Here is an 18,793-nt window from a genome sequence, read left to right on the forward strand (position 1 = left end):
GTCGGGGGAACGCGGGACCGCCCGCCTCGCCGGGGTGGCGGGGCGGGCGGTGTCAAGACGCGGGCGGGAGTGTCAGGCGCAGAGCGCGGCGGGTGCCGGAGCGAGGGATGTCGCGAGGGCGGGGCGCGCGGTCGGGGCGGGGTGGAAGAAGACGTCGCCCTCCGTCCGGGAGTGCAGGGTGACGATGCCGCTGGGGAGTTCCAGGTGGACGCTCACCGTGCGGGTGCGGGCGGCCTGCCAGGCGATCGAGCGCAGGTAGGGGCCGGAGACCGGCTCGTCGTAGGAGAACACGCCATGGGTCTCGCTCCAGCCGTGGAAGGAGCTGGCGTAGTGGTCGCCGGTGATCAGGAGGGGTGTCTCGGCGGGAGTCAGCCGGTGGACCAGCGCGAACCGGCTGTCGGGCATCATCCGGGTCTGCCACCAGTCGGCGACCACCCGGTCCGAGAGGATCAGGCCGTGGGGCTGCCCGGGGGTGATCCACCGGCCGGACTTGCGCATCCATTCGATGCCGCGCGGGCAGGACACACAGTCGCCGTCGCGGAAGGGCGGCGGCCCGGTTACCGCGCGGCCCTGCCGCGCCTGGGTGAAGAAGTCGGCGGCGGCTATGCGGGGTCCGTCATAAGGGACGAGGTGGGTAAGTGTGGTCGGGTCGGGGCCCAGGGCGGCAACAACCGAACGAGTGTGCATGGGCATGACAACTCCTGTGACGGGTGGCGGAAGGTTTCAAGAACGGGCCCGGCCGGGCCTTCGACGGTCCGGGGCTCAACCACGCCGGGTGGCCGGGGAGCCGCTCTTGCCGCACTCACACTCACCCCGGGGGGACCAAGCCGGGCAACCCCTTGGTGCGGGTGTGGGTTCGGGGTGGCAATGCTGGACGGCCCGCCCCCGGGGTGCGGGGCGGGCCATCAGGGACGCTTCCGGAGGACTCCTCGGGTCAGGCTGCCTTTGCCCCGGTGCGGGCGGCCAGTTCCCGGGCCATCGCCCGCCGGATGACTGCTTCCGCCAGTGCTGATGGCATTGCGTTGCCGATCTGCTCGTACTGCTTGGTCCGGGTGCCCTGGAAGGGATGGCCGGGCGGGAAGGTCTGAAGCGCGGCGGCGTCGGCGACGGACACCCGGATCATGTCCTTGCGGCCGCCGCGGTAGGCGGGCAGCGAGTCGGCATCAACCAGTCGGGTGTCTGCGATCCAGCGGCCCGCGTCGCGTTCCCCGTACAGGGTGGCCCGGCTTCCGGAGCCGCCCACGCAGGAGGGGTCCGGGCCCCCTGCTGCCGTGCCCACTGCGACGGTGAGCGCTGGGCGGTGTGTCATCCCCCAGCCGATCGCCTCCGCCATCGACACCCAGGGCTGAAGCGTGGGGTCCCCGGCGCACTGCTCGGTGGTGCGGCTGTAGCGGCGGTGGGTGGGCGCGGGTAGTGCCGCCCTGTCTCGTCGGCGGGCCACCAGCACAGCGCGCGCACGGGTCTGCGGGACGCCGTACTCCTCTGCGTGCAGACGGCCCGTCACCACCGTGTAGCCCTCGGCCCGGAGGATCTTCGCCATTGCCTCCCACACGGGCAGCACGGTGGGCACTTGCTCCAGCATCACCGTTCGGTACGGACGTCCGATGTCCAGGGCCGCGAGGATCCAGCGCAGCGGCTCCAGCACCAGGCCGGTACGTTCGTCGTCCAGGGTGGCGAGGCCGGAGCGGATGTCCTGCCTCGCGGCGAGCAGTGCGGCGAAGTGCAGCACGGTGTCCAGGGCCCGGCGCCCCGCGCCCTTGCCGCCGATGGAATACGGCTGGCACGGCGGTGAACCGATCAGGTCCGTGGCGGTGGGGAAGTCGGCGGGACCGTAGGCGCGCACGTCGCCCTCCACGGTGCCCAGTCCGGCGGCTCGGCGGGTCTCGCAAGCGGAATGGTCGTTCTCGATGCCCGTCACGGGAAGACCGAGGCGCTGCGCGGCCACGTCCCAACCTCCCGGGCCTCCGAACAGGTCGACTATGTCGACCTCTGATTCATCAGGCATGTTCGGTTCCTCGTTTCCTGGTTCTCTGTCACCGGAAGCGGAACCCCCCGAGTGAATTGACGGAGACAGGAAGACACGAACAGGGACAAGCACCGCAAACCGGCAAGTACGTGGAGGGGAAGGTGAGGTGATCCGCAGTCCGCGCTGTCACCCTCAACCGCCGCGCGAAACCAAAGGGCCGGTCGGCGGACGTGTCCGGAAACGATGGGGCGCTGGAGAAGCAGGTGGCCCCCGCCCCCATGGGTGCACAAGGGAGTCAGGGGCCAAGGGGCGGGGCGGGGCGAAGAGCAGTTAGCGGTTGATCTCTCCGCGCTCGTGCATGACGTCGACCAGTGCGTCCATCCGCAGCGCGTCGGACTCGCTGTGCATGGCGTAGTGCAGCTCCTCCTCGCGCTGGCCAGGCGTGAGGGTTTCGGCGCGGGCGCGGGCTTCGCCGTACACGATGTCGTCGGCCGTACGGCCGATGGCGCTGGGGTTGGTGTAAGTGAGGCGGGCGTGGACGTGAGTGAGGTGGCGCTGGGCGATGCGAAGCGCGGCGGCCGGCCCGGTGGAGTAGACGATGACCTGGCTGGGGTTCTGCGCGTCATCGACGGTCAAGTCCTGGTAGTCGCCGACAGCGACGGGCTCGGAGATGAGATTCGCGGCCTGGGCGGTGAACTCGTGGACAGCCACTGTGTACTTGAACATGGTGAGGCGGGCCCTTTCCGGGGCTTGGGAGCAGTGGGGGTGCGGCGATCAGCCGCGATGCGGACACCTTGGCCGCGTGAGGGGTTAGCCGGGCAACCGCAGAAGCGGTGCGGCGCACGAGCGTGGGCGTGGGCGGGGCGCGACTGCGCTCGCCGCGCAGCCCCGGCTGGTGCTGGACGCCTTCGGCACGGAGGGGATCGTGCGGGGCGTTTCGGCTGACCACACGGTGCGGTCGGGCAGGGTTAGGTCCGCAAGCCTGGTTGCGATGCCGCCGCCCCCGGGCCGGTGGGCGCGGGGGCGGCAGGGACTTGGTAGCTCACTGGGGGGCGGGTCAGATCAGTGGGGCAGGACGGCCTTGACGCGCCGGGCGAGCCAGGATGCGACGTTGACGGGGACCGCGTTTCCGACCTGGAGTCGCTGGTCCTCTTCCTTCCCGGCAAAGATGTGGTGGTCGGGGAATCCCTGGGCCCGGGCCTTCTCGCGGATGGTCAGCGGCCGGTACTCGCACTCGTCGATGCTCAACTCGGCGGTCGGACGTACCAGGTAGTGGTGGCCGCCGCCTTTCGCCGTCAGGGTGCCGATCGGCTCATCCAGTGAGCTGGCCGAGCAGTGGTTGCGCAGAGTGGCGATGAACGGTTTGCCGCGGTACCGCTGCAGGCCGATCGCGACACGGTCGCGGGTTTTCTGCTCATAAGGGGTGATGGTGCGGTAGAAGTGATTGAAGTAGCCGTCGCCGAACCGTGCGCCGCGCACGCTCGGGTCGATGACGTCGCCGATGCCGCGGGTGACCGGCTCAACGGCGGCTCCGCAGCGCGTGTTCGGGCATACGTAGTAGTACTGACGGTTCTTGCGGCCGTACTCGCCGACCTGAAGGTCAGGGTTCTTCTTCCAGTACTGGACGCCTTCAACGGGGCCGCAGGTGGGGCACATCGCATCGCTGATTGGCCGGAGATCGGGCAGGCCGTGCGCCTCGGCGATGTCGTTGCGAAGGAAGCACCACACGACTCGGTCCCGGGACTGAGGCAGCGGAGGAATCCCGTCGGCCTTCAGGTGCGCGGCGTTCACCGAAGCGACGACCGGTGTGTAGCCGAGGGCGTCCCATACGTGCAGCCATGCCTTGAACAGCGGGGAGGTGCCGAATTGTGCGACGTTCTCGCCGACGTAGGCCATGGGGCGGTGGACTTCGGCGTAGCGGACGGGCTCCCACATGGTGATGCGGGTCTGCGGCCAGTCCGGGCCCGGCGTCGGGCGGCCGTTCCCGTCGAGCTGCACTGCCTTCCGTGGGGCGGCCTTGCCGCCTGCAGGAGACGCCTCGGTACAGATTGGCGCTGCCACCAGGACGTCGGCGGTGGGCACGCAGCGCATGTCGATGGTCTGCACGTCGGCCGAGTTCACGAACAGGCCGGGCCAGTTGGTGCGGGCGGTCAACACCGAGGCCGGGTGATGGTTCGCGGCGTACAGGGACAGGTATCCGGCGTCGGTGAAGCCACGCATGTCACCGAGGCCGCCGGTGAAGAAGTGCACCGAGGTTGGGCCGTCGAACAGGGCTGTCATCGCAGCATTCCCTTTCCAGAAGCAGGGAGTCGAGGTGCGCGGCCAGGGGGTTGGCCGGGCGGTGACGGCACACTCGGGGCTGGGACAGCAAGCCTCACAACCCCCGATCCAGTCGCGCGGCTGCCGGCACGGCGCTGTCGATCAGGTGTGGGTAGACGTGGCAGAGCCCTGGCGCCCTGCGGAAGAGCGGGGCGCCAGGGGCGGGGGTGGGTTGTAGTCGGCTGTCGTACTAGTGAGGCAGTCCCCGTGGTGGTGCAAGGACCGGCCGCAGGTGTCGCCGTTGCTGTCGTAGCTGTCGCACCAGGTGCCGGGGATGCCGTGCGGGGGCTGTGTCGTGGCCCGGTGCACCTGTCCGAGTTCGATGACTGGCTGGGTCAGCACGATGTGCTGCTCGGTAGGCATCAGCGCCCGGCCATGTCGGTGGCACAATACTCCGGTGCCTTGCTGGTGCCGGCCGTGGGGTTCGATCACCGTCAGGTGCAGCGTCAAGGTGTCTGTGTCGCCCAGAGGTTTGGTGAGGCGCACCCACTCGCCGGGTAGGAGCGTGTGAGGGTCGGTGACACGCTCGTAGCCGATCCCGGCGCCGGTGATCGTGGGGCCCGCCGTGCGGCGCTCCTTGGGCGTGCGGTGCTGCGGCGGGGGGATGACCGGGTCGCTTGGGCTCACAGGTTTGTCGCCTGCTGTGCGGGCGTGGTCAGACGGGCTGAGCTGGCGCAGGAACTGGTCGACGAGCAGCAGGTGCTCGAAGAGATGCCCGTTGCGTTGCGAGGGGTCTTGTTGTTCGTAGTCTTCGCGCTCGGTGTCCCAAAGGTCTGCGTCGCCGACGATGGCACGGATGGAGGCGATCACCTCTACGGAGACCAACGCCGGCGGGCGCGGGCGGTCGGTGGGCATGCTGCGCGGCTCGGTGGTCATGCTCGGGTCCTTCCGGGTTGAGTGGTTGTGACGGGCTGGATCATGAGGAGGCCGGGGCCTAGCACCACAAGGAGGTGCAACTCTGGTGCAGCAGGACGGGCGGTGCGTGCCCCGTACATGCGAGTTGCGTCAATGAGGCGTGCGCCGTGCGTGGCTGCTGTTGGCGGGATGGGCCGCAGAGGTCGCGGACCGGCGCGGCCCCGCCTCGTGGCTGCGCTGCGCACGGGGCGGGGCCGATGTGGTGAAAGGGAGGTTGGAGTTCAGGTCAGGTCGCTCACCTGGGCAAGGTCGACAGTCTCGCGGTGCCCTCACTGTGCTGAAGCTCCACGACGGCCATGCCCTTGTCGTTTCGGAGGGTGCTGGTGAGGCGACCGCTTCCGCTCTGGGTGGTGAACCGTGTCGGGGAGTTGGGGCAGAACTTCCACGGGGTGGTGGGGGTCTCGTCGAGCCAGTCGGCTGCCGCCAGGGTCACGTGCTCGTAGTGGGCGGCGAGACCTTCGACCCGCGGGCAGGAGCAGCGGACGTGGACAACGCATGTGCCGGTGGCCGTGTGGCCGAGGCGGACGGGCGGGACCGGGTCCAGGCCGAGTACGTGGGTGCGGTTGTGCTCGACTCGCCGGGCGTGGTCGCGCCGGCGCCCGGCAAGAGTGCTGAGGGCATTGCGGATGGCGGTGTCCTGGTCGGGGCCCGGAGTTCCGAGGATGTGGCGGTGGCCGTTGACGTCGCGAACGATGAATTCGTCCGCGCCGGTGGCGGGGTTGGGGGGCGGAAGGCCCACCCCGGCCGAGGTCGGCGGGGCGGGCCTGGGAGTGGATCGAAGCGGGGGCGGTCAGTGGACCTTGGGAGCGGCCGGGACCTTGGGTGCAGCCGGGGCTTTCGGAGGGGCCGGAGCCTTGGGCGCGGCCGGAGCGTTCGGCGCAGCCGGAACTCTGGGGGCCGGACCTGCGGGCTGTCGCGCGCCCGGGACGACTTGGTGGCTGGGCGTGCCCGGCGTGGTGCGCGGGGTGCAGGGGCGGGTGCTCGCCGTACTCGCGCTCTGCTTCACGGTGGAGCCGCGCTTCGTGGGGCAGTGGGCCGGGGTGGAGTGGCCGGTGCTGTGGCCAGCGCCGGGGAGCATGGCGAGCAGCAACACCAGGCTCGCCATGAACAGCGCGGCCACGGCAAGGGCAAGAGCGGTCAGGGACAGGGCAGTGCGGGTGCGGGACATGGAACGCGGGATTCCTTTCACAGGTGATCGATGGAGTGCCTCGCCGCGCTGCAGGATGTAGTTCTGCCTGGTGGCGCCCGGCGGTGAGGACAATCACCCGGAGGGGAATTAGCCATGCAACTTCACCTCCACGCCACGATCCCCCGGGCTCGCGGCCGCGCATCGCTCGTGGTTCCTGATGCCGGAAGGCCCCAGCAAGGGGGATCTTCGGCCAGGAGCTGGGACGGACAGCGGTGGCTGGCGTTCGTGCGAGGGACGAGCCTCCTGCCGACCGCGCACGCCGTGGCACGGGGACGAACGGGGTGAGGGTGGGGTGCTGACGCAAGCGGGCCCGCCGGGCCGGTGATGGCGGGGCGGGCCCAGCGGGGTGGCGCTCGATCAGAGGGCTGCCTGTGCGGGAAGGGAGTCGAGTGCGGTCAGCGCAAGCAGGTCCAGTGCGGCGGCGTCAGCGGTGGACACCGTGAGGCGGGCGCAGGCATCGGCTAGCGCCTGGCTGACCTGGGCGCGGGTGTAAGTCGGCTCTGCCGAGAGCGCCGGGGTGGTGTGGCCGCACTGGTCGGGTACGCCGGCGGTGTGCACCAGGCGGTCCCACTCCTCGCCGTCGGGCCAGTGCCCGACGGTAATCGTGCCGTCGGCGTGCAGGTCGGCGCCCACGTACAGCAGGTCGGGCCGGTCGGCGCGTTCGATGCCGATGGTTGCGGCCGATCCATCGGGGATGTCAGGTACGTCGATGACGGTCAGGATTCGGCGGGAGTCACCAGTGATCAGGAACTGCATGAAGGTCTCCAGAGGTCGGGCGAGGTACTGTGCCGCGCCGGTCTGGCCGACGCTGATAGTGGCTGGGGTTAGCCCGGCAACCGGCTCGGCACTCGGTGTCGGCTGTGGGGGAACGCAGGGCCCGCCCCGGCCGTGGTGACGGCGCAGGGCGGGCCGGGGGCGTGTGGCAGCAGCTCAGCGGGAGTCGCGGGCCTTCGACTGCTGGCGCGCGCGTCGGGCGGCGTCCTCGGCGTTCCGTTGCCTCTGAAGCTCCCCGAATGACGCGGTTAGGTCCTTGCGGGGACGGTTGACAGTCATGCCGACGCGGGGCGGGCCATGTACGGCCAGGAGGTCGGAGGCAGCCTGGGACGAGTATCCGGCTGCTTCTAGATCGTCCAGCGTGGGGAACACGTCCGCGTCCCGGTCCCGCGTCGGGTCGATCAGGATGTCCTCCTTGCCGCCCCGCGAGAAGACGTACTTGAAGTTCGCGGGCAGGTTCGGCTCAACCAGTCGACGAAATCGGGAGACCTCCTTGGTGTACGCGTAGAAGGTCAGACCCTTCGGTGCGCCACGGATTATCTGGAGCCACATGAGGGTGTAGGAATCGTCAAAAAAGTCACCGGCGTCATGAATCCTGATGTGGCCCCCCTTGCCTTTCTCGGCGTCGGGTTGATAGCGGGGGTGACGGAGTTCGGTGGCCATGCGCTCCTGCCACAGGAGCGGGGTGTCCAGCACCATCCGCAGGTTGCGCAGATGGCGGGCGCGAGCAGCCGGGAAGCGGATGTATCCGGAGTCCGAGCCCAATGCGTAGCAGTGTTTCAAGCAGACCGAGGCGGAGGGACAGACGTTGACCGGGCGCACGGTGGTGGTTCCGTCCCGGGCTTCGTCCGTGAGGCGTACGGCTCCAGCGGGCAGGGTCCAGTTGAAGATGCCCTGCTTCCTCATTCGTTCGTTCTGCGAGAGCAGCCAGTCGGTGGCCATGATGGGGCACTCCACGAGTCCAGGAATGTCGGATGGGGTGGTGTGCGGTGTAGGAGGCAGTCGGTGAGACAGCCCGGCCGCGGGCCACGGTGCTGTCTCGGTGCCATGCCAGCGCCCGACCCGTCGCGGACGCCAGACTGCGGGGTATGGCCCTGCGTCGGCGGTGAGAAGGCGGTGGGGTGGGCTGCGCAACGATCTGGACCGGTCCCTGCTGAGTTGGGAGGGGGTGCCACGCGGCGCAGTGGCCGGTCCAGCGCGCTCACACTGACCCGGCCGTCGGCTAGCTCCGCAAGCCCGTACGGATGCGTATGAGGTGGAGGCACACGAGCCAGAGGCTGCCTGTGGCTGCGATGCTGTGCGCCGATCGGGCTGGAGCACTGGAGGCGATGAGGTTCCGGTCCGACGCCCAGGTCCGGCCTGGACCGCGCGACGTGCCTTGGGAGCCACTCCCCCGGGCGCCGCTCACAAGGTTCGGTGGCTCGGCGGCGCGTGCCGGGGTGGGAGCTGCGGGCATGCGGGTGGCCCGGTGCTCTGCCTGGGGGGGCAGTGCACCGGGCCACGGCCTGTCAGGCGGCATGGAGCCGACTTCCTCCCCTACGCGGAGGGGTGCCGGGAGGTCCACATGTCGTCGCGAAGCGGATGGTGCAGGCGCCAGGTGATGGCCATGGGCTTGCTGCCCGTGTGCTGTTCGTAGGTTGCGGGGCCGAGCAGGATCCACGGCTGCGCCTTGCCTGTGTGGGTGTCCTTGTTGTTCCTCACGAAGAGAAGAACATGGCTGCCCTGCTCCGCGTGCTTCTGGTATCGCTGCCCGGTGGGCGAGGTGCTCGCTGTGGAGTTCTGCGACTCCCAGTGGAAGCGCGTCGGACTCAGGGCGTAGTCCTTGTACCGGGTGGTCGGTGAGAAGTCACCGTCGCTCTTGTTCAGCGTGACCAGCAGTGCGTCAGTCCGGTTCGCCGCGTCCCACAGGACACCCTGGGCGAAGAAGCCGGGCATCTGGCCGCCGAGGCGGGCCACTCCCATGGCGGCAAGGATCTCGGAGCGGTTGTACGCGTGGTGGATGCTCAGAGGAATGTGGGCGTGTGGGCCTGCCAGCGGTGTGCCCGTTCGTCCCGCGCTGGCCTGCATCACGTAGGTCAGGAGCTGGTGGAGTTCGCTGCGGACGGCGTGCTGGCCACGCAGTGAGTCGAGGCCCTGGTCGTAGGTGGGGAAGCCTCCGGCCTTGTCCCACAAGGTGAAGAAGAGCATCCGAGCGAAGGTCTGGTTCCGCTCGCCGAGATTCCCGTAGGGGCGGGCGTCATCCTGCACCAGTCGCTTGTATGCCTCGGCGCGTTCGGTGTCGTCGGCGTGCAGGAAGCAGTGCACGCGCTTGAGCAGGTCCGATTCCCCCGGAGTGGGCTTCGTAGGGGTGGGGATGAGCTCCGCGCGCCGCAGGATGGCAGTCCAGGAGCTGCTCCCCCGGTAGAGGTCGCTGATGTCGCGGCCGGTCCGTTCAAGGAAGTCGGCGAGCTGGGTGGTGCCGAGGGCCTTGGCTTCCTGGGCGAGGTGGTTGACGGTCACCCTCGCCGGGGTGGTGCCGACGAGCTTGTGTGCATCGGAGCTGGGCATGGTTCGGTTCCCTTGCGTGAAGGAGTGAATGAATGGGCACCACGTGGAGTTGCGTGCCGGTCGGCACGCCCCCGGCGCGTGAGATGCACACTGACCGGCCTGCGCCCAAGCCTCGCAAGTCCGTTCTTCCGAACTTCCTGGCTCCCGTGTGCTCGCCCTCGCTGTCCCGGCCTGGCAGTCTCGCGCCGCTGCCTGGGGCGGACCGCGCCAGAGACCTGGCCCGGGATGGCAACGCAGGAGACCCCGGTGCCCTCAGTCAGATGACCGGGGCGCTGGGGCCTCTCTGTCTCGTGGTCACGGACAGATTTGTGGCTCGTCTGGGCGGACGAGCTGTGGTCGTAGTGGTTGCCAAGGGTTTCGGCTCATATGGCGGGGCCGAAGCGCTCGGGGTGCAGGAGTCGGATAGCGGTGATCAGTGCCTTGTTCTCGTCCGGGCGCAGCGGTCCGTGTACAAGGAGGTAGTCCAGGCCTTCCGGTTCGGATCGGGCGTGCACCTGGTGGGCAGTGCCGGACTTCCATTCGTCGGATTCGGAGACGAGGTAGCTGAAGAGGGCGTCGGCTGTCGCGTCTTCAAGTAGAGGGCCGTCCTCTTCGTCGTAGTCGTCGTTCTCGGCGGCGACCTCGTCGGGGTCTGAGGGGTCGATCAGCAGCAGGCCGAGTGCCTCACGCAGTTCGTCGTCGAGGTGGAGTGAGTAGGCGCCTTCTGTGGAGTCGATGAGGTGCACGGCTGTCGGGCCGGGTTGCGTTCCTGGGGCCGTGACCTGCCCGGTCCAGGACAAGGCCAAGGGTGCGGGTGCCGTCTCGTCGGTCACGGTGGCCTCCAGTTGGTCGCGCAGGATGGCGAGGACGGCGTCGTTCCTGCCGCACTGGTCAGACATGGCGGTGGTGCAGCGGTCGAGGAAGTCGGTGAGGACTGCTCGGTCGTGGGCGGCCAGCTCCGCACTGCTGGCGAGGGGAGCGTTCGATGCCATGGGGTCCCTCCAGGGACTCGTGGTGAGTGGTCCGGGACGGGATGGTGGCCCGGGAGGCGCACCATGCCGTGGCAATCGGCTAGGGGGGCAACTCCCCTACGCCGCTTCTGGGGAACGCTGTTCCGGCACGGTCGCGACGCTGACGTGACGGCGGTCGGCGGTCGCTAGGATGCGTGCGGTCTCGTCAGGGTCGGCGTGGTCAGCGGGATCGAACCAGTAGTAGTGCGCGATTCCTGCGGCCAGGGGGTAGACCTGCTCCCAGGGCGGGATGCCGCCTGTGGCCTCGGGAACGGTGTCCGGAAGGTCGAGGAGGATGTTGACCACCACCTGGAACGCTGCGGCTCGGAAGTCGCGGGCGTGCGTGCGGCGTTGGCGGGGAGCCATGCCGGCCAGGTGGGGGCGGGCTGTGGAGTGGCGCTCCCAGCGTCCGTACAGGCGAGCGGCTTCGGAGGCCCGGACCTCGGTGCTTTCCAGAACCCGTGGCAGCGCGGACAGGAAGCGTGCGACGTCCCGGGGCGTGCCGTGTACGTCCAGGGTCCGGGTGTCGCCGGGCCGCCCAAGGACCTGGACGCGGTAGAGGGCAGCGAAGCGGCGGGTGGCGCGGGCGCGCGCGTCACTCTTGGCGGCATCGCCAGGGAAGGTGAGGCTTCCGTGTGCCCGGGCCGGGTGCAGGATGACGAGCTGTGAATGGGTGGCGTAGCGCGTCCGGCGCCAGGCGGCTCTCTGCTCTTCCGCTTCCTTGCGTGCGTCCGCTCGGCGCTCGATCTCCTCGATGAGGCTTCCGCTCCCACTTCCGCCGCTTCCGCCGCTTGTGCACGCGGTCGGGTGGGCTGGGGGTTGCAGCGGCTGGAGGTGGCGGTCGGGGTCGTAGATGTCGGCGAGCTTGGCGAGCTGCTCGCCGATGCCTCGCGCGCCCGCGAGTGGGTCGGTTAGCTGCGGCCACACGGTGCGGCTGACCTCGATATATGCGCGGGGGCCGAGGACGGTGACGTCTGCGTCGAGGATCCCTCGGTCGGCGGCCTGCTGGCGAAGCTGCTGGCTGGTCACCGAGCCTCTGTCGCCCATGCGCAGGTCGTAGGGGGTGATGAGGTCGTGCAGCGCGAGCAATCCGTGAAGAGCCGAAAGGATGAGTACGCGGCCGGTGCGGCCGCCTTGTGTGAGTACGTCTGCCGCTCGGCGCAGCGCCTGATGGTAGCTGCCGGTGTACCTCTGGCCTGCGGGGAGCGGCTGTTCGGCTGTGCTCTTGCGTCCCCCGCACGACACGATGATCACGCGCGGTCGGGCAGCGGAAGCGCTCATGACGGTTCAGCTCCATGGGGTCGGGTGCTTGTTGACGAGCCAGCGGTCCGGCTCTGTGCGGAGCACCGTGGGGTCGCTCGCTGTTACGCGTGCAACTGCTGCGTCTCCCCGCGGGCTGTGGTGGGCTCGGATACGCCGAAGGCCCGCCCCCGGGGAGAAGGGGGGCGGGCCGGCAGGGTCGGGGGATGGGGCAGGTCGTCGTGTTCAGCCGAGGGCGGGCCGCGCGGGGACACGCAGGGTGTGGGCGCTCTTGGTCAGCGGTTCTTCGGGGCGCGGAGCGGACGGAGCGGTTTCACTCGCTGGCTGATGGCGGCCGCGGTGATGACGGTGATCGCCAGGGCCGCCGTGACGCTGAGGGCCACGGCACAGCGGCGGGTGGGAGTGGTCTGGGGAGAGGCGGGAACCCGGCTCCTGTCCGCCCGGCTGGCGATGGACGCCTGGTTGCGGGCTGGCCGGATCATGCCGTGCGGGTCGTATGCGCCGGGGCCGTCGTGGAAAGCGACGGCTTCGAAGGCGGTGCCTGCGACTACTGCGGTGAGGCGCTCGGTGTAGTGGAGGCGCGCGTCGTGCGAGCTGGGGAAGCTGCCGCTGCTGCGGGCGCAGTTGCCAAGGATCTCCTCCCAGTGGGCGAGGTGTTCGAGGGCGTGCGTGCCGTGCAGGTGGATGGTCACTGTGCCGGCGCTGATCTGCACCGTATCGAGGTGCAGGTGGGGGTGGTCGGCGGTGAACTCGGCGAAGGCGATCGCGGCGGGCTGGACGTGCTGGGTGGTGCGGGTGGACCTGGCGCGGAAGGGCATGTCGTGTCGGCTCCTTGCAGGGGGTTGGGTGGGTTGGGTGTGCCTGAGGAGGGCAATGGTGCGGCCCGAAAGGGCAAGCGGCGCAAATGATGCATCCGTGCCGGGGTGGAGAAGGGCCCAGGCACGGATGCGGGTCAGTTCTGCGGTCCGTGGACGATCCACAGCTCCGTGTTCAGAGGACGGCCGGAGGGGGGGACATGATGTCCGGGCCCCTTGGCCGGTGAAGCACCGGGCGGGCGGGACCGTTGGTTGGATGGACCATGCGGATGCAGCGGGCAAGCGGCGCAACCCGTTCTCGTTCGCTGGGAGTTGTCGCGAACACGTCGGCCCCGCCTGCCTCTGGGAGGGCAGGTCGGGGCCGATGGGGCCAAAGCCGGTGCAGCGGCGCCGGACGGATCAGCCGCTGAGGGAGGGTGCTCCGTCGGGGAACTTCGCCCGGTATGCCAGGCGCGCCTTGTGCTCTTCGGCGATCTCGATGTCGCTCGGACCTACGCCGACTACTGCAGCTGCCTCGCGAGCGACGCGAATCGGCCTTGCAGGACGGCCAGGGGGGTATGGGGTTCCCAGGTTGCCGAGGGCCACGTGTGCGCCCAGTCCTCGCCATGGTCGGAAAGGGCTGTGACGTAGGCGTGGAATTCCCGGAACAGCAGTTCCCCCAGGGTGTCGCGTTCAGTTTGGTTGGACATGGTCACTCCCCCACGCGGGTGTCGACCCTCGTAGGCGCCATGGGGCGCCGGGAGGCGGGCAGGGACGGGGCGGTGTTGGACATGAAGGACCTCCAGGACTGTTCGGTATTCAGGGAGTTGCCGGGTCCGCTCCTCGGCGGTCGACCGGTATCGCTTCAGGGCGGTGCGTGGGCGCGAACCCAGGTGGCTGGCACGGTGGCTGTGAGAGTGCCAAGCGGCGCAAGCGCTCGGCGGCGCAATGCGCTCGGCCCGCGCGTGGGGCGCGGGCCGAGCGGGCGGGCACTGCGAAAGCGAGCAGGCGTCGCGGGGGTCGTGGTGCCGGGCAGCACGCCGCCCCGGCCGCCGGGAGGAGGTCCGGCGCCCGGGGCGGAGGTGAGAGTGTCAGAGGCTCCACATGCTGGCAATGACGTCGCCGGTGAGATCACCGATCCAGGAGCGATCGCGGCCGTTGCGGCGGCGTCTGCGTGAGCGACGGGTTACTTGGTGCACCTCGGGTCGTCCTTGACGACGTCCAGGGAGCCGTAGGGGTTGTCGCCGTGGTACAGGACGTAGACCATGTTCGGCCCGTCGCACTTGTTTCCCACATTGGAGAATCCGTCCGACATCCTGATCAGGTCCATCGGTGCGCCGTTCTCCTTGTGTGAGCGCGGCGCGTCCTTGAAGGGCTCCGTGAACTTGTCGCCGCACCCGACCAGGACGAGAGCGAGCGTTGCGGCGATGGCGGTGCCGAAGGCGATGCGGCGGCGGTTCCTTCGTGGACGCGAGGTGGGGTTGGACTTGGTCGCGGTGGTTGCGGTCGTTCGGGCAGCGGGCATCGTCGTGCTCCTCTGTCGATGGAGTGGTGGGGTGCTTCTCGGCCGCCGATCGGCGGCTCGACGCCCTGAGTTGGGCGAGTGAGCTAACCGTGACGGGTCGAGGGGTTAGCGCCGCAACCCGCACCTGAACTGGGTCTTGATGGAGTGGCGTACGTCGGCCGCTCGGGCTTGCCCGAGCGGTGCCGGGCCGAGCGAAGCGTTCCGGTGGCACGTCATCTGGTCTCTAGAGCGGTGGTTGTCGGGGTGTGGGCGAGGGCAAGGCGAGCTTGCTGTGCCGCAGGGCGGGTTTGCGCCTGGGTCGGCGCCGGGTCCCGCATGGTGGCTTCCCGATCGGGGCAGGCGTCCCGCGTCCGGGGATTCGTCGCCGGGCGCGCCTCGCTGCATGGATGCTGGGCGCTGACCGGGCTATCGGACGGAGCGACTGAAGCGACTGAAGCGACTGTTCTATGGAGGTGGCTTCGAGGTCCGGCAGCGGTGGCCCTCGCACGCAAGCGCCCCCTGGTGGTGCACCCGTGTCGGATGCACCACCAGGGGGCGTGGGGCCGGTGAGGCCGGCTGGTCTCGGTCTAGGCGAAGAGGGCTTCGCGTCGGACTTCCTCCAGGTGGAGGTGGTAGCGGCCCACTTGGCTGGGCTTGGTGTCCGGCTTGAGTTCGAGGAGACCGCCGCAGGTGCAGGCGAGGGCGCTTTCCGGGCCCTCGGGCGGCTCGAGGATCGGGCTGTGGCCGGGGTGGGAGTCGGTCTCCTGCAGGTCAGTCGGGGCTGCGGTCAAGGAGCTGGTCATCAGCGGGCTCGTTTCTTGGGGTGGGTGGTGAGTATCGGGGTGGATTGGAGGTTGCTAGGTGAGGCTTGCGGGATACTGGTCGGCTGCGGCCGGCCCGAAGTGTCTGCGCAGGGCGTCGCCGCGGCGCCAGGTGACGGGCCCGTCGAGTGCGTCCAGCATGCGTGCGGCGGTGGTGTGTGCGGTTGGGCGGTGGAGGGCCGAGCCGGATCGGCCCGGCCACGCGGCGCTCCTGGGAGGCTATCGGCGGGGCATGGGCAGGTGGACGCCGGGCAGGTCGAAGATCACGACGGTGTCGTCCGGGTCACGGCCGGCGCGGGTGGTCGCGAAATGAGCGCGAACGGCGGCCGCGGCGTCGCCCGGGCTGTTGGCGGTGACCTGGTAGGAGGACAGGGCCACCTCGTAGAGCGTGTTGTAGAGGGCGTCCGCGACGTGCGGGGCCTGCTGGGGCGAGGGGGTGGGGAGGACGCCGATCACCTTCACTCGCCACCCGTGGTCGGCGGCGAGGACGGTCCAGGAGTCGGCTTCGCGTTCGTACTGCCAGCGGAGGGTCCGTACGAGCTCGTCGACCAGGCCGGTGTCGCGGTCGGTGTACTCGGTCCAGGGCCAGCAGAAGGCTCCGGGCCGGTAGCGGCCGTCCTGGTCCGGGAGGACCTCGGCGCGGCCGTTTGGCGTCACGATCACCACGGTGTCGCCCTCGAAGTGGGCCGGCGCGCTCCAGTGGCCAGCGCGGTGCGCGCTCTGAGTGTCGGCGCAGATCTTCCGCATCACGGCGCGGGTGAAGCGCGGGGCGCAGTATCCGTCCCAGTGCTGCGGCCGGGTCTGGCAGCGGTAGGGGCCCGCGATGCCCTCAAGGCTCACTTCGTTGTGGATCCACTCGGTGGCGGGGCCGTCGAACCAGTCTCGGATGGCTCGCGCGCAGCTGGCGCTGTCGTGCGCCATGTCGGCGAGTGTGGGGTTGGTCAGAGAGGACTCGCGGTTGTACAGCTCGTTGTCGGCGTAGCCGTCGAATTCCGGGCCGCACCACATGGCGAGCCAGCCGCTGTGGTATGCGACGGGGTGGTCCACCGAGGCATCGTCCGTGATGGCGATGTGCAGTTGGTGTTCGGGCAGGTGGCTGTCGGGCCCGATGGTGACGTACCGGGCGGTGCAGCCGCCGCCGGTGTTCCAGAACTCGGAGGTGATTGCGTAGGCGTCGAGGGCGGTCTTGAGTGCGATGTCGGCGCTGATGTCCTGTGTGGTGCCGCTCTGCGAGGCGAGTGCCTGCGCGACGGCTTCGCGGGCTTCGAGGAAGCGGGGGTCCACCACCACAAGTGATGTCGAGGGCATGTCAATTCCTTGAAGGGGGGATGCGTGGGTTGCTGATGAGGGCGGCGTGTCCGCCGTCGGCGGGGCGCCCTCGCTGCAGCGGCGGGGCGACGACGGTGAAGGTAGAAGGCGCGGGGGTTAGCCCGGCAAACGCGACGGAGTACCGCAGAGCCCAGGTGGTTTCAAGCCTGGGACAGTGCACGCGTGGGACGCATCACAGCAGGTCACCGAGTCCGTTCATGAGCCGGAGCGGGTCACGCCGGCCGCTGCGGCGCCCGCCCTGGGGGACGCCCAGGTCCTCGTCTTCGGGCGGCGCTGCGGGCTGCCGGGTTCTCCCTAGTGCCGTGACCGCATAGGTTCGCCGGATTGCTTGGGCAGGTGGAGAGGGACGGTCCTGCTCATGCCACGATGTTCGGATGCAGGTTCCGGATGATCTCGTGGGTCTTCAGCTATCGGTCTATCGGGAACGGATTGAGCTCGCTGAGTTCGTCAGATCCAACGGTCCTGGTAAGGACTGGAGCACTGGGGTTCGCGAGGAAGCCGCCAGGCGTCAGAGATCCCTCGAAGAGTCTGAGGGCGCGTTGGAACGTGTCGTGCGAGGCGCTGCGCGGACGGAAGACCAGGTGCGAGAGCTACGGCGCGCACTGAGACGACGGGCAGGGACCAGTCTCGCGAAGCGAGAATCGGACCAGCCGCAGGGCCGGGCGGAGAGCGAAGGTCCAGGCAGGCCAGGCCGATCTCGTTGAACCGATGGATCACGTCGCGGACGGTGTCCTCGTCGGCGTGCACCAGTTGCGCGATCGCCGGGACCCGGTTCCCACCGGCCGAGGCCAGCAGCATCATCGCACGTCGAAACCGCACCGCATTGGTGCTTCCTCGGCGCACGATCTGCTGCAACTTCTGCCCCTCCTGGTCCGTCAACCTGCGCACACGGACAGGCCCTGCCACCACACCCCCAACGGTCGGATCAGCGGACGTCACCGCCCATCCAACCGCCAGAACGACCAAACCGGCGAACCTATGTGGTCAGAGCACTAGATGAGGCGGTGGGGCCCGCACCGGTCTTCTTCAGCGAGCTGCGTGCTGGGCGCACCGTTGAGCTGGGCCCCGCCAAGTTGGAGGCAGTCACGAGCCACCTGGGAGTCATTCCGGCTTCGTACGTGCTCGCCGACGAACCCCATGCCGAGATGCTGCGCCGGATAGAAGCGGAGGGCATCCGGTTGGATCTTCGGCGGGAGGGGTTCGAGATTCGGGCGTGTCAGGGCAGCCTGCCGGATGACCCTGAAGCCATGCGCAAGCTGTCCGCCTACATCCGTCAGCAGATGGAGATCGTGGTTGCCTCCGCCCAGGCCGAAAGGACGCCTCCGCCGCAGGGGCCGGCCTGCCCCTGACCTTCTACGGGCGGACGCCGGAGCCCTGGGCTCGTGTACGGCTCCCTTGAGGTGCGGGTGCGATACCTCATGGATACGCGGGGGTGGGGGTCCGCACCGAATGCTTCGAGCAGTCGCCAGCTAGCGCACTGTAACGGCGATCACGGGCGTCGTGCCGCAGTTCGCCCTTCCGGTCAGGGCTCGCGCTGCCTGTTCACGCACCGGTGGGAGCAGAGCAGGTGGTCATCAGCCACCTGGATGGTTGCCCAGACCTCCTTGCCATTCAGGCGCCGGCCGATGAGCAGTGCGATGGGGGCGTAGGTGCTGGAACGGTCATCGACCAGCTGGCTCCGCTGAGTGTCCGCCTTCTTCATCCGAGTCGTTCGGTTCAGCCAGTCCTTCCGGGGCGGCTCGTACTTCCGTGGGTTCGGGGTGATCACGCCGTGTGTACGTGCATGGGCTGACAGGGGGCTGTCCACTCCGATGTTGAGGTCTGACTCCACCCCTGGTCGGTTCGGACATCGTCGCGGGCCGCGGCTTCGACGACGTAGCCATGCGACTCAAGGACCTGTACGGCCCGTTCCCGCGGCAGGATCGGAACCCGGCCGCTGACAGAGATCAGGTAGCGCCCTGGGTCGCCGGGCCGTGCGTCGGTGAGTTCCTCAGCGGGACCGAGGTCGACGTTCGGGCCGACGGTCACGTCCAGATCCGGGCCGATGACCGACATCGTCCATCGCCCGCGGAGCACACCGGCCTCCGCCCGGTACAGGGCGGGCAGGTTCGCATGGGCGGGGTGAGCTTCAGGCACCGGGATCTCCTCGTAGTTGGCGGGTGAGCGGCGGCCAAGGGCGGGCGCCGGACTTCACACAGGACACCTACACTGCCACAGGGCACCGAAATGCCGTATTTGTAAGGGAGTTGGTGTGGGCTGTCATGGCAGGAAGCAGGCGTGCCCGGCCACGTGCGGTGCTCATTGGTGGGTCAGGGTCCCGGTGGCGTGCAAGGGCTCGTCCATGACTCGGGAAGCCAGGCCGTGGCGCCTTCCGCCAGACCGGACG

The 18,793-nt window shown here is 69.3% G+C and carries 18 protein-coding genes and 1 pseudogene; 1 reads left to right on the forward strand and 18 read right to left on the reverse strand.

Translation table 11 applies throughout. From position 1 onward, the window contains the following. Positions 1-72: 72 nt before the first annotated feature. The 17 genes and pseudogenes from ACFYY1_RS29850 to ACFYY1_RS29930 form a co-directional block, all read right to left on the reverse strand. Positions 73-693 carry a hypothetical protein gene (locus ACFYY1_RS29850; protein WP_388591111.1) on the reverse strand — a complete coding sequence of 207 codons (621 nt, stop codon included), beginning with the start codon at positions 691-693 and terminating at the stop codon, positions 73-75. Between the two features lie 241 nt (positions 694-934). Continuing rightward, entirely contained in the window at positions 935-2,005 is a 1,071-nt protein-coding gene (locus ACFYY1_RS29855) for a DNA cytosine methyltransferase (RefSeq protein WP_388591113.1), read from the reverse strand. A 291-nt stretch (positions 2,006-2,296) separates the two neighbouring features. Beyond that, positions 2,297-2,692, reverse strand: coding sequence for a hypothetical protein (locus ACFYY1_RS29860; RefSeq protein WP_388591114.1), 396 nt, complete (start codon positions 2,690-2,692; stop codon positions 2,297-2,299). 336 nt (positions 2,693-3,028) lie between these two features. Continuing rightward, entirely contained in the window at positions 3,029-4,246 is a 1,218-nt protein-coding gene (locus tag ACFYY1_RS29865) for a DNA cytosine methyltransferase (protein ID WP_388591116.1), read from the reverse strand. Between the two features lie 141 nt (positions 4,247-4,387). Continuing rightward, positions 4,388-5,161 carry a hypothetical protein gene (locus tag ACFYY1_RS29870; protein WP_388591118.1) on the reverse strand — a complete coding sequence of 258 codons (774 nt, stop codon included), beginning with the start codon at positions 5,159-5,161 and terminating at the stop codon, positions 4,388-4,390. Between the two features lie 274 nt (positions 5,162-5,435). Next, entirely contained in the window at positions 5,436-5,939 is a 504-nt protein-coding gene (locus ACFYY1_RS29875) for a hypothetical protein (protein WP_388591120.1), read from the reverse strand. 51 nt (positions 5,940-5,990) lie between these two features. Next, on the reverse strand, positions 5,991-6,368 hold the full coding sequence (locus ACFYY1_RS29880; protein ID WP_388591122.1) for a hypothetical protein: 378 nt from the start codon (positions 6,366-6,368) through the stop codon (positions 5,991-5,993). A 378-nt stretch (positions 6,369-6,746) separates the two neighbouring features. Next, the gene (locus ACFYY1_RS29885) at positions 6,747-7,145 is read right to left on the reverse strand and encodes a hypothetical protein (RefSeq protein WP_388591123.1); all 399 of its coding nucleotides are present in this window, start codon (positions 7,143-7,145) and stop codon (positions 6,747-6,749) included. A 174-nt stretch (positions 7,146-7,319) separates the two neighbouring features. Beyond that, on the reverse strand, positions 7,320-8,105 hold the full coding sequence (locus ACFYY1_RS29890; protein ID WP_388591125.1) for a hypothetical protein: 786 nt from the start codon (positions 8,103-8,105) through the stop codon (positions 7,320-7,322). Positions 8,106-8,699: 594 nt separating this feature from the next. Further along, a complete protein-coding gene (locus tag ACFYY1_RS29895) occupies positions 8,700-9,710 on the reverse strand; it encodes a DUF3427 domain-containing protein (RefSeq protein WP_388591127.1) in 1,011 nt (336 codons plus the stop codon). A gap of 362 nt (positions 9,711-10,072) precedes the next feature. Continuing rightward, a complete protein-coding gene (locus tag ACFYY1_RS29900) occupies positions 10,073-10,681 on the reverse strand; it encodes a hypothetical protein (RefSeq protein ID WP_388591129.1) in 609 nt (202 codons plus the stop codon). A gap of 96 nt (positions 10,682-10,777) precedes the next feature. Beyond that, a complete protein-coding gene (locus ACFYY1_RS29905) occupies positions 10,778-11,980 on the reverse strand; it encodes a DUF6884 domain-containing protein (RefSeq protein ID WP_388591130.1) in 1,203 nt (400 codons plus the stop codon). A gap of 254 nt (positions 11,981-12,234) precedes the next feature. Next, complete coding sequence (locus ACFYY1_RS29910; protein WP_388591131.1) at positions 12,235-12,777, reverse strand: hypothetical protein; 543 nt, start codon at positions 12,775-12,777, stop codon at positions 12,235-12,237. Between the two features lie 1,162 nt (positions 12,778-13,939). Further along, a complete protein-coding gene (locus tag ACFYY1_RS29915; RefSeq protein ID WP_388591133.1) occupies positions 13,940-14,278 on the reverse strand; it encodes a hypothetical protein in 339 nt (112 codons plus the stop codon). 566 nt (positions 14,279-14,844) lie between these two features. Further along, a complete protein-coding gene (locus ACFYY1_RS29920) occupies positions 14,845-15,060 on the reverse strand; it encodes a hypothetical protein (protein ID WP_388591135.1) in 216 nt (71 codons plus the stop codon). 237 nt (positions 15,061-15,297) lie between these two features. Then, positions 15,298-16,386, reverse strand: a complete 1,089-nt coding sequence (locus ACFYY1_RS29925) for a hypothetical protein (protein WP_388591136.1) — start codon at positions 16,384-16,386, stop codon at positions 15,298-15,300. Between the two features lie 690 nt (positions 16,387-17,076). Next, positions 17,077-17,313 (reverse strand): annotated as a pseudogene (locus tag ACFYY1_RS29930) (helix-turn-helix domain-containing protein); the annotation flags it as partial. A gap of 98 nt (positions 17,314-17,411) precedes the next feature. Here ACFYY1_RS29930 and ACFYY1_RS29935 point away from each other — a divergent pair. Then, entirely contained in the window at positions 17,412-17,756 is a 345-nt protein-coding gene (locus tag ACFYY1_RS29935) for a hypothetical protein (protein WP_388591138.1), read from the forward strand. 415 nt (positions 17,757-18,171) lie between these two features. Here ACFYY1_RS29935 and ACFYY1_RS29940 read toward each other — a convergent pair whose 3' ends face one another. Further along, positions 18,172-18,543 carry a hypothetical protein gene (locus ACFYY1_RS29940; RefSeq protein ID WP_388591140.1) on the reverse strand — a complete coding sequence of 124 codons (372 nt, stop codon included), beginning with the start codon at positions 18,541-18,543 and terminating at the stop codon, positions 18,172-18,174. Positions 18,544-18,793 lie beyond the last annotated feature (250 nt).

The sequence above is a fragment of the Streptomyces sp. NPDC001890 genome, assembly GCF_042891445.1.
Lineage (GTDB): Bacteria > Actinomycetota > Actinomycetes > Streptomycetales > Streptomycetaceae > Streptomyces.

What these genes read in the sequence shown, in the direction of transcription:
- ACFYY1_RS29880 (WP_388591122.1), bottom strand. Translation starts at nt 6,368, where the DNA reads ATGTCCCGCACCCGCACTGCCCTGTCCCTGACCGCTCTTGCCCTTGCC.
- ACFYY1_RS29850 (WP_388591111.1), bottom strand. Translation starts at nt 693, where the DNA reads ATGCCCATGCACACTCGTTCGGTTGTTGCCGCCCTGGGCCCCGACCCG.
- ACFYY1_RS29920 (WP_388591135.1), bottom strand. Translation starts at nt 15,060, where the DNA reads ATGACCAGCTCCTTGACCGCAGCCCCGACTGACCTGCAGGAGACCGAC.
- ACFYY1_RS29905 (WP_388591130.1), bottom strand. Translation starts at nt 11,980, where the DNA reads ATGAGCGCTTCCGCTGCCCGACCGCGCGTGATCATCGTGTCGTGCGGG.
- ACFYY1_RS29915 (WP_388591133.1), bottom strand. Translation starts at nt 14,278, where the DNA reads ATGCCCGCTGCCCGAACGACCGCAACCACCGCGACCAAGTCCAACCCC.
- ACFYY1_RS29900 (WP_388591129.1), bottom strand. Translation starts at nt 10,681, where the DNA reads ATGGCATCGAACGCTCCCCTCGCCAGCAGTGCGGAGCTGGCCGCCCAC.
- ACFYY1_RS29865 (WP_388591116.1), bottom strand. Translation starts at nt 4,246, where the DNA reads ATGACAGCCCTGTTCGACGGCCCAACCTCGGTGCACTTCTTCACCGGC.
- ACFYY1_RS29870 (WP_388591118.1), bottom strand. Translation starts at nt 5,161, where the DNA reads ATGACCACCGAGCCGCGCAGCATGCCCACCGACCGCCCGCGCCCGCCG.
- ACFYY1_RS29925 (WP_388591136.1), bottom strand. Translation starts at nt 16,386, where the DNA reads ATGCCCTCGACATCACTTGTGGTGGTGGACCCCCGCTTCCTCGAAGCC.
- ACFYY1_RS29890 (WP_388591125.1), bottom strand. Translation starts at nt 8,105, where the DNA reads ATGGCCACCGACTGGCTGCTCTCGCAGAACGAACGAATGAGGAAGCAG.
- ACFYY1_RS29895 (WP_388591127.1), bottom strand. Translation starts at nt 9,710, where the DNA reads ATGCCCAGCTCCGATGCACACAAGCTCGTCGGCACCACCCCGGCGAGG.
- ACFYY1_RS29885 (WP_388591123.1), bottom strand. Translation starts at nt 7,145, where the DNA reads ATGCAGTTCCTGATCACTGGTGACTCCCGCCGAATCCTGACCGTCATC.
- ACFYY1_RS29910 (WP_388591131.1), bottom strand. Translation starts at nt 12,777, where the DNA reads ATGCCCTTCCGCGCCAGGTCCACCCGCACCACCCAGCACGTCCAGCCC.
- ACFYY1_RS29855 (WP_388591113.1), bottom strand. Translation starts at nt 2,005, where the DNA reads ATGCCTGATGAATCAGAGGTCGACATAGTCGACCTGTTCGGAGGCCCG.
- ACFYY1_RS29860 (WP_388591114.1), bottom strand. Translation starts at nt 2,692, where the DNA reads ATGTTCAAGTACACAGTGGCTGTCCACGAGTTCACCGCCCAGGCCGCG.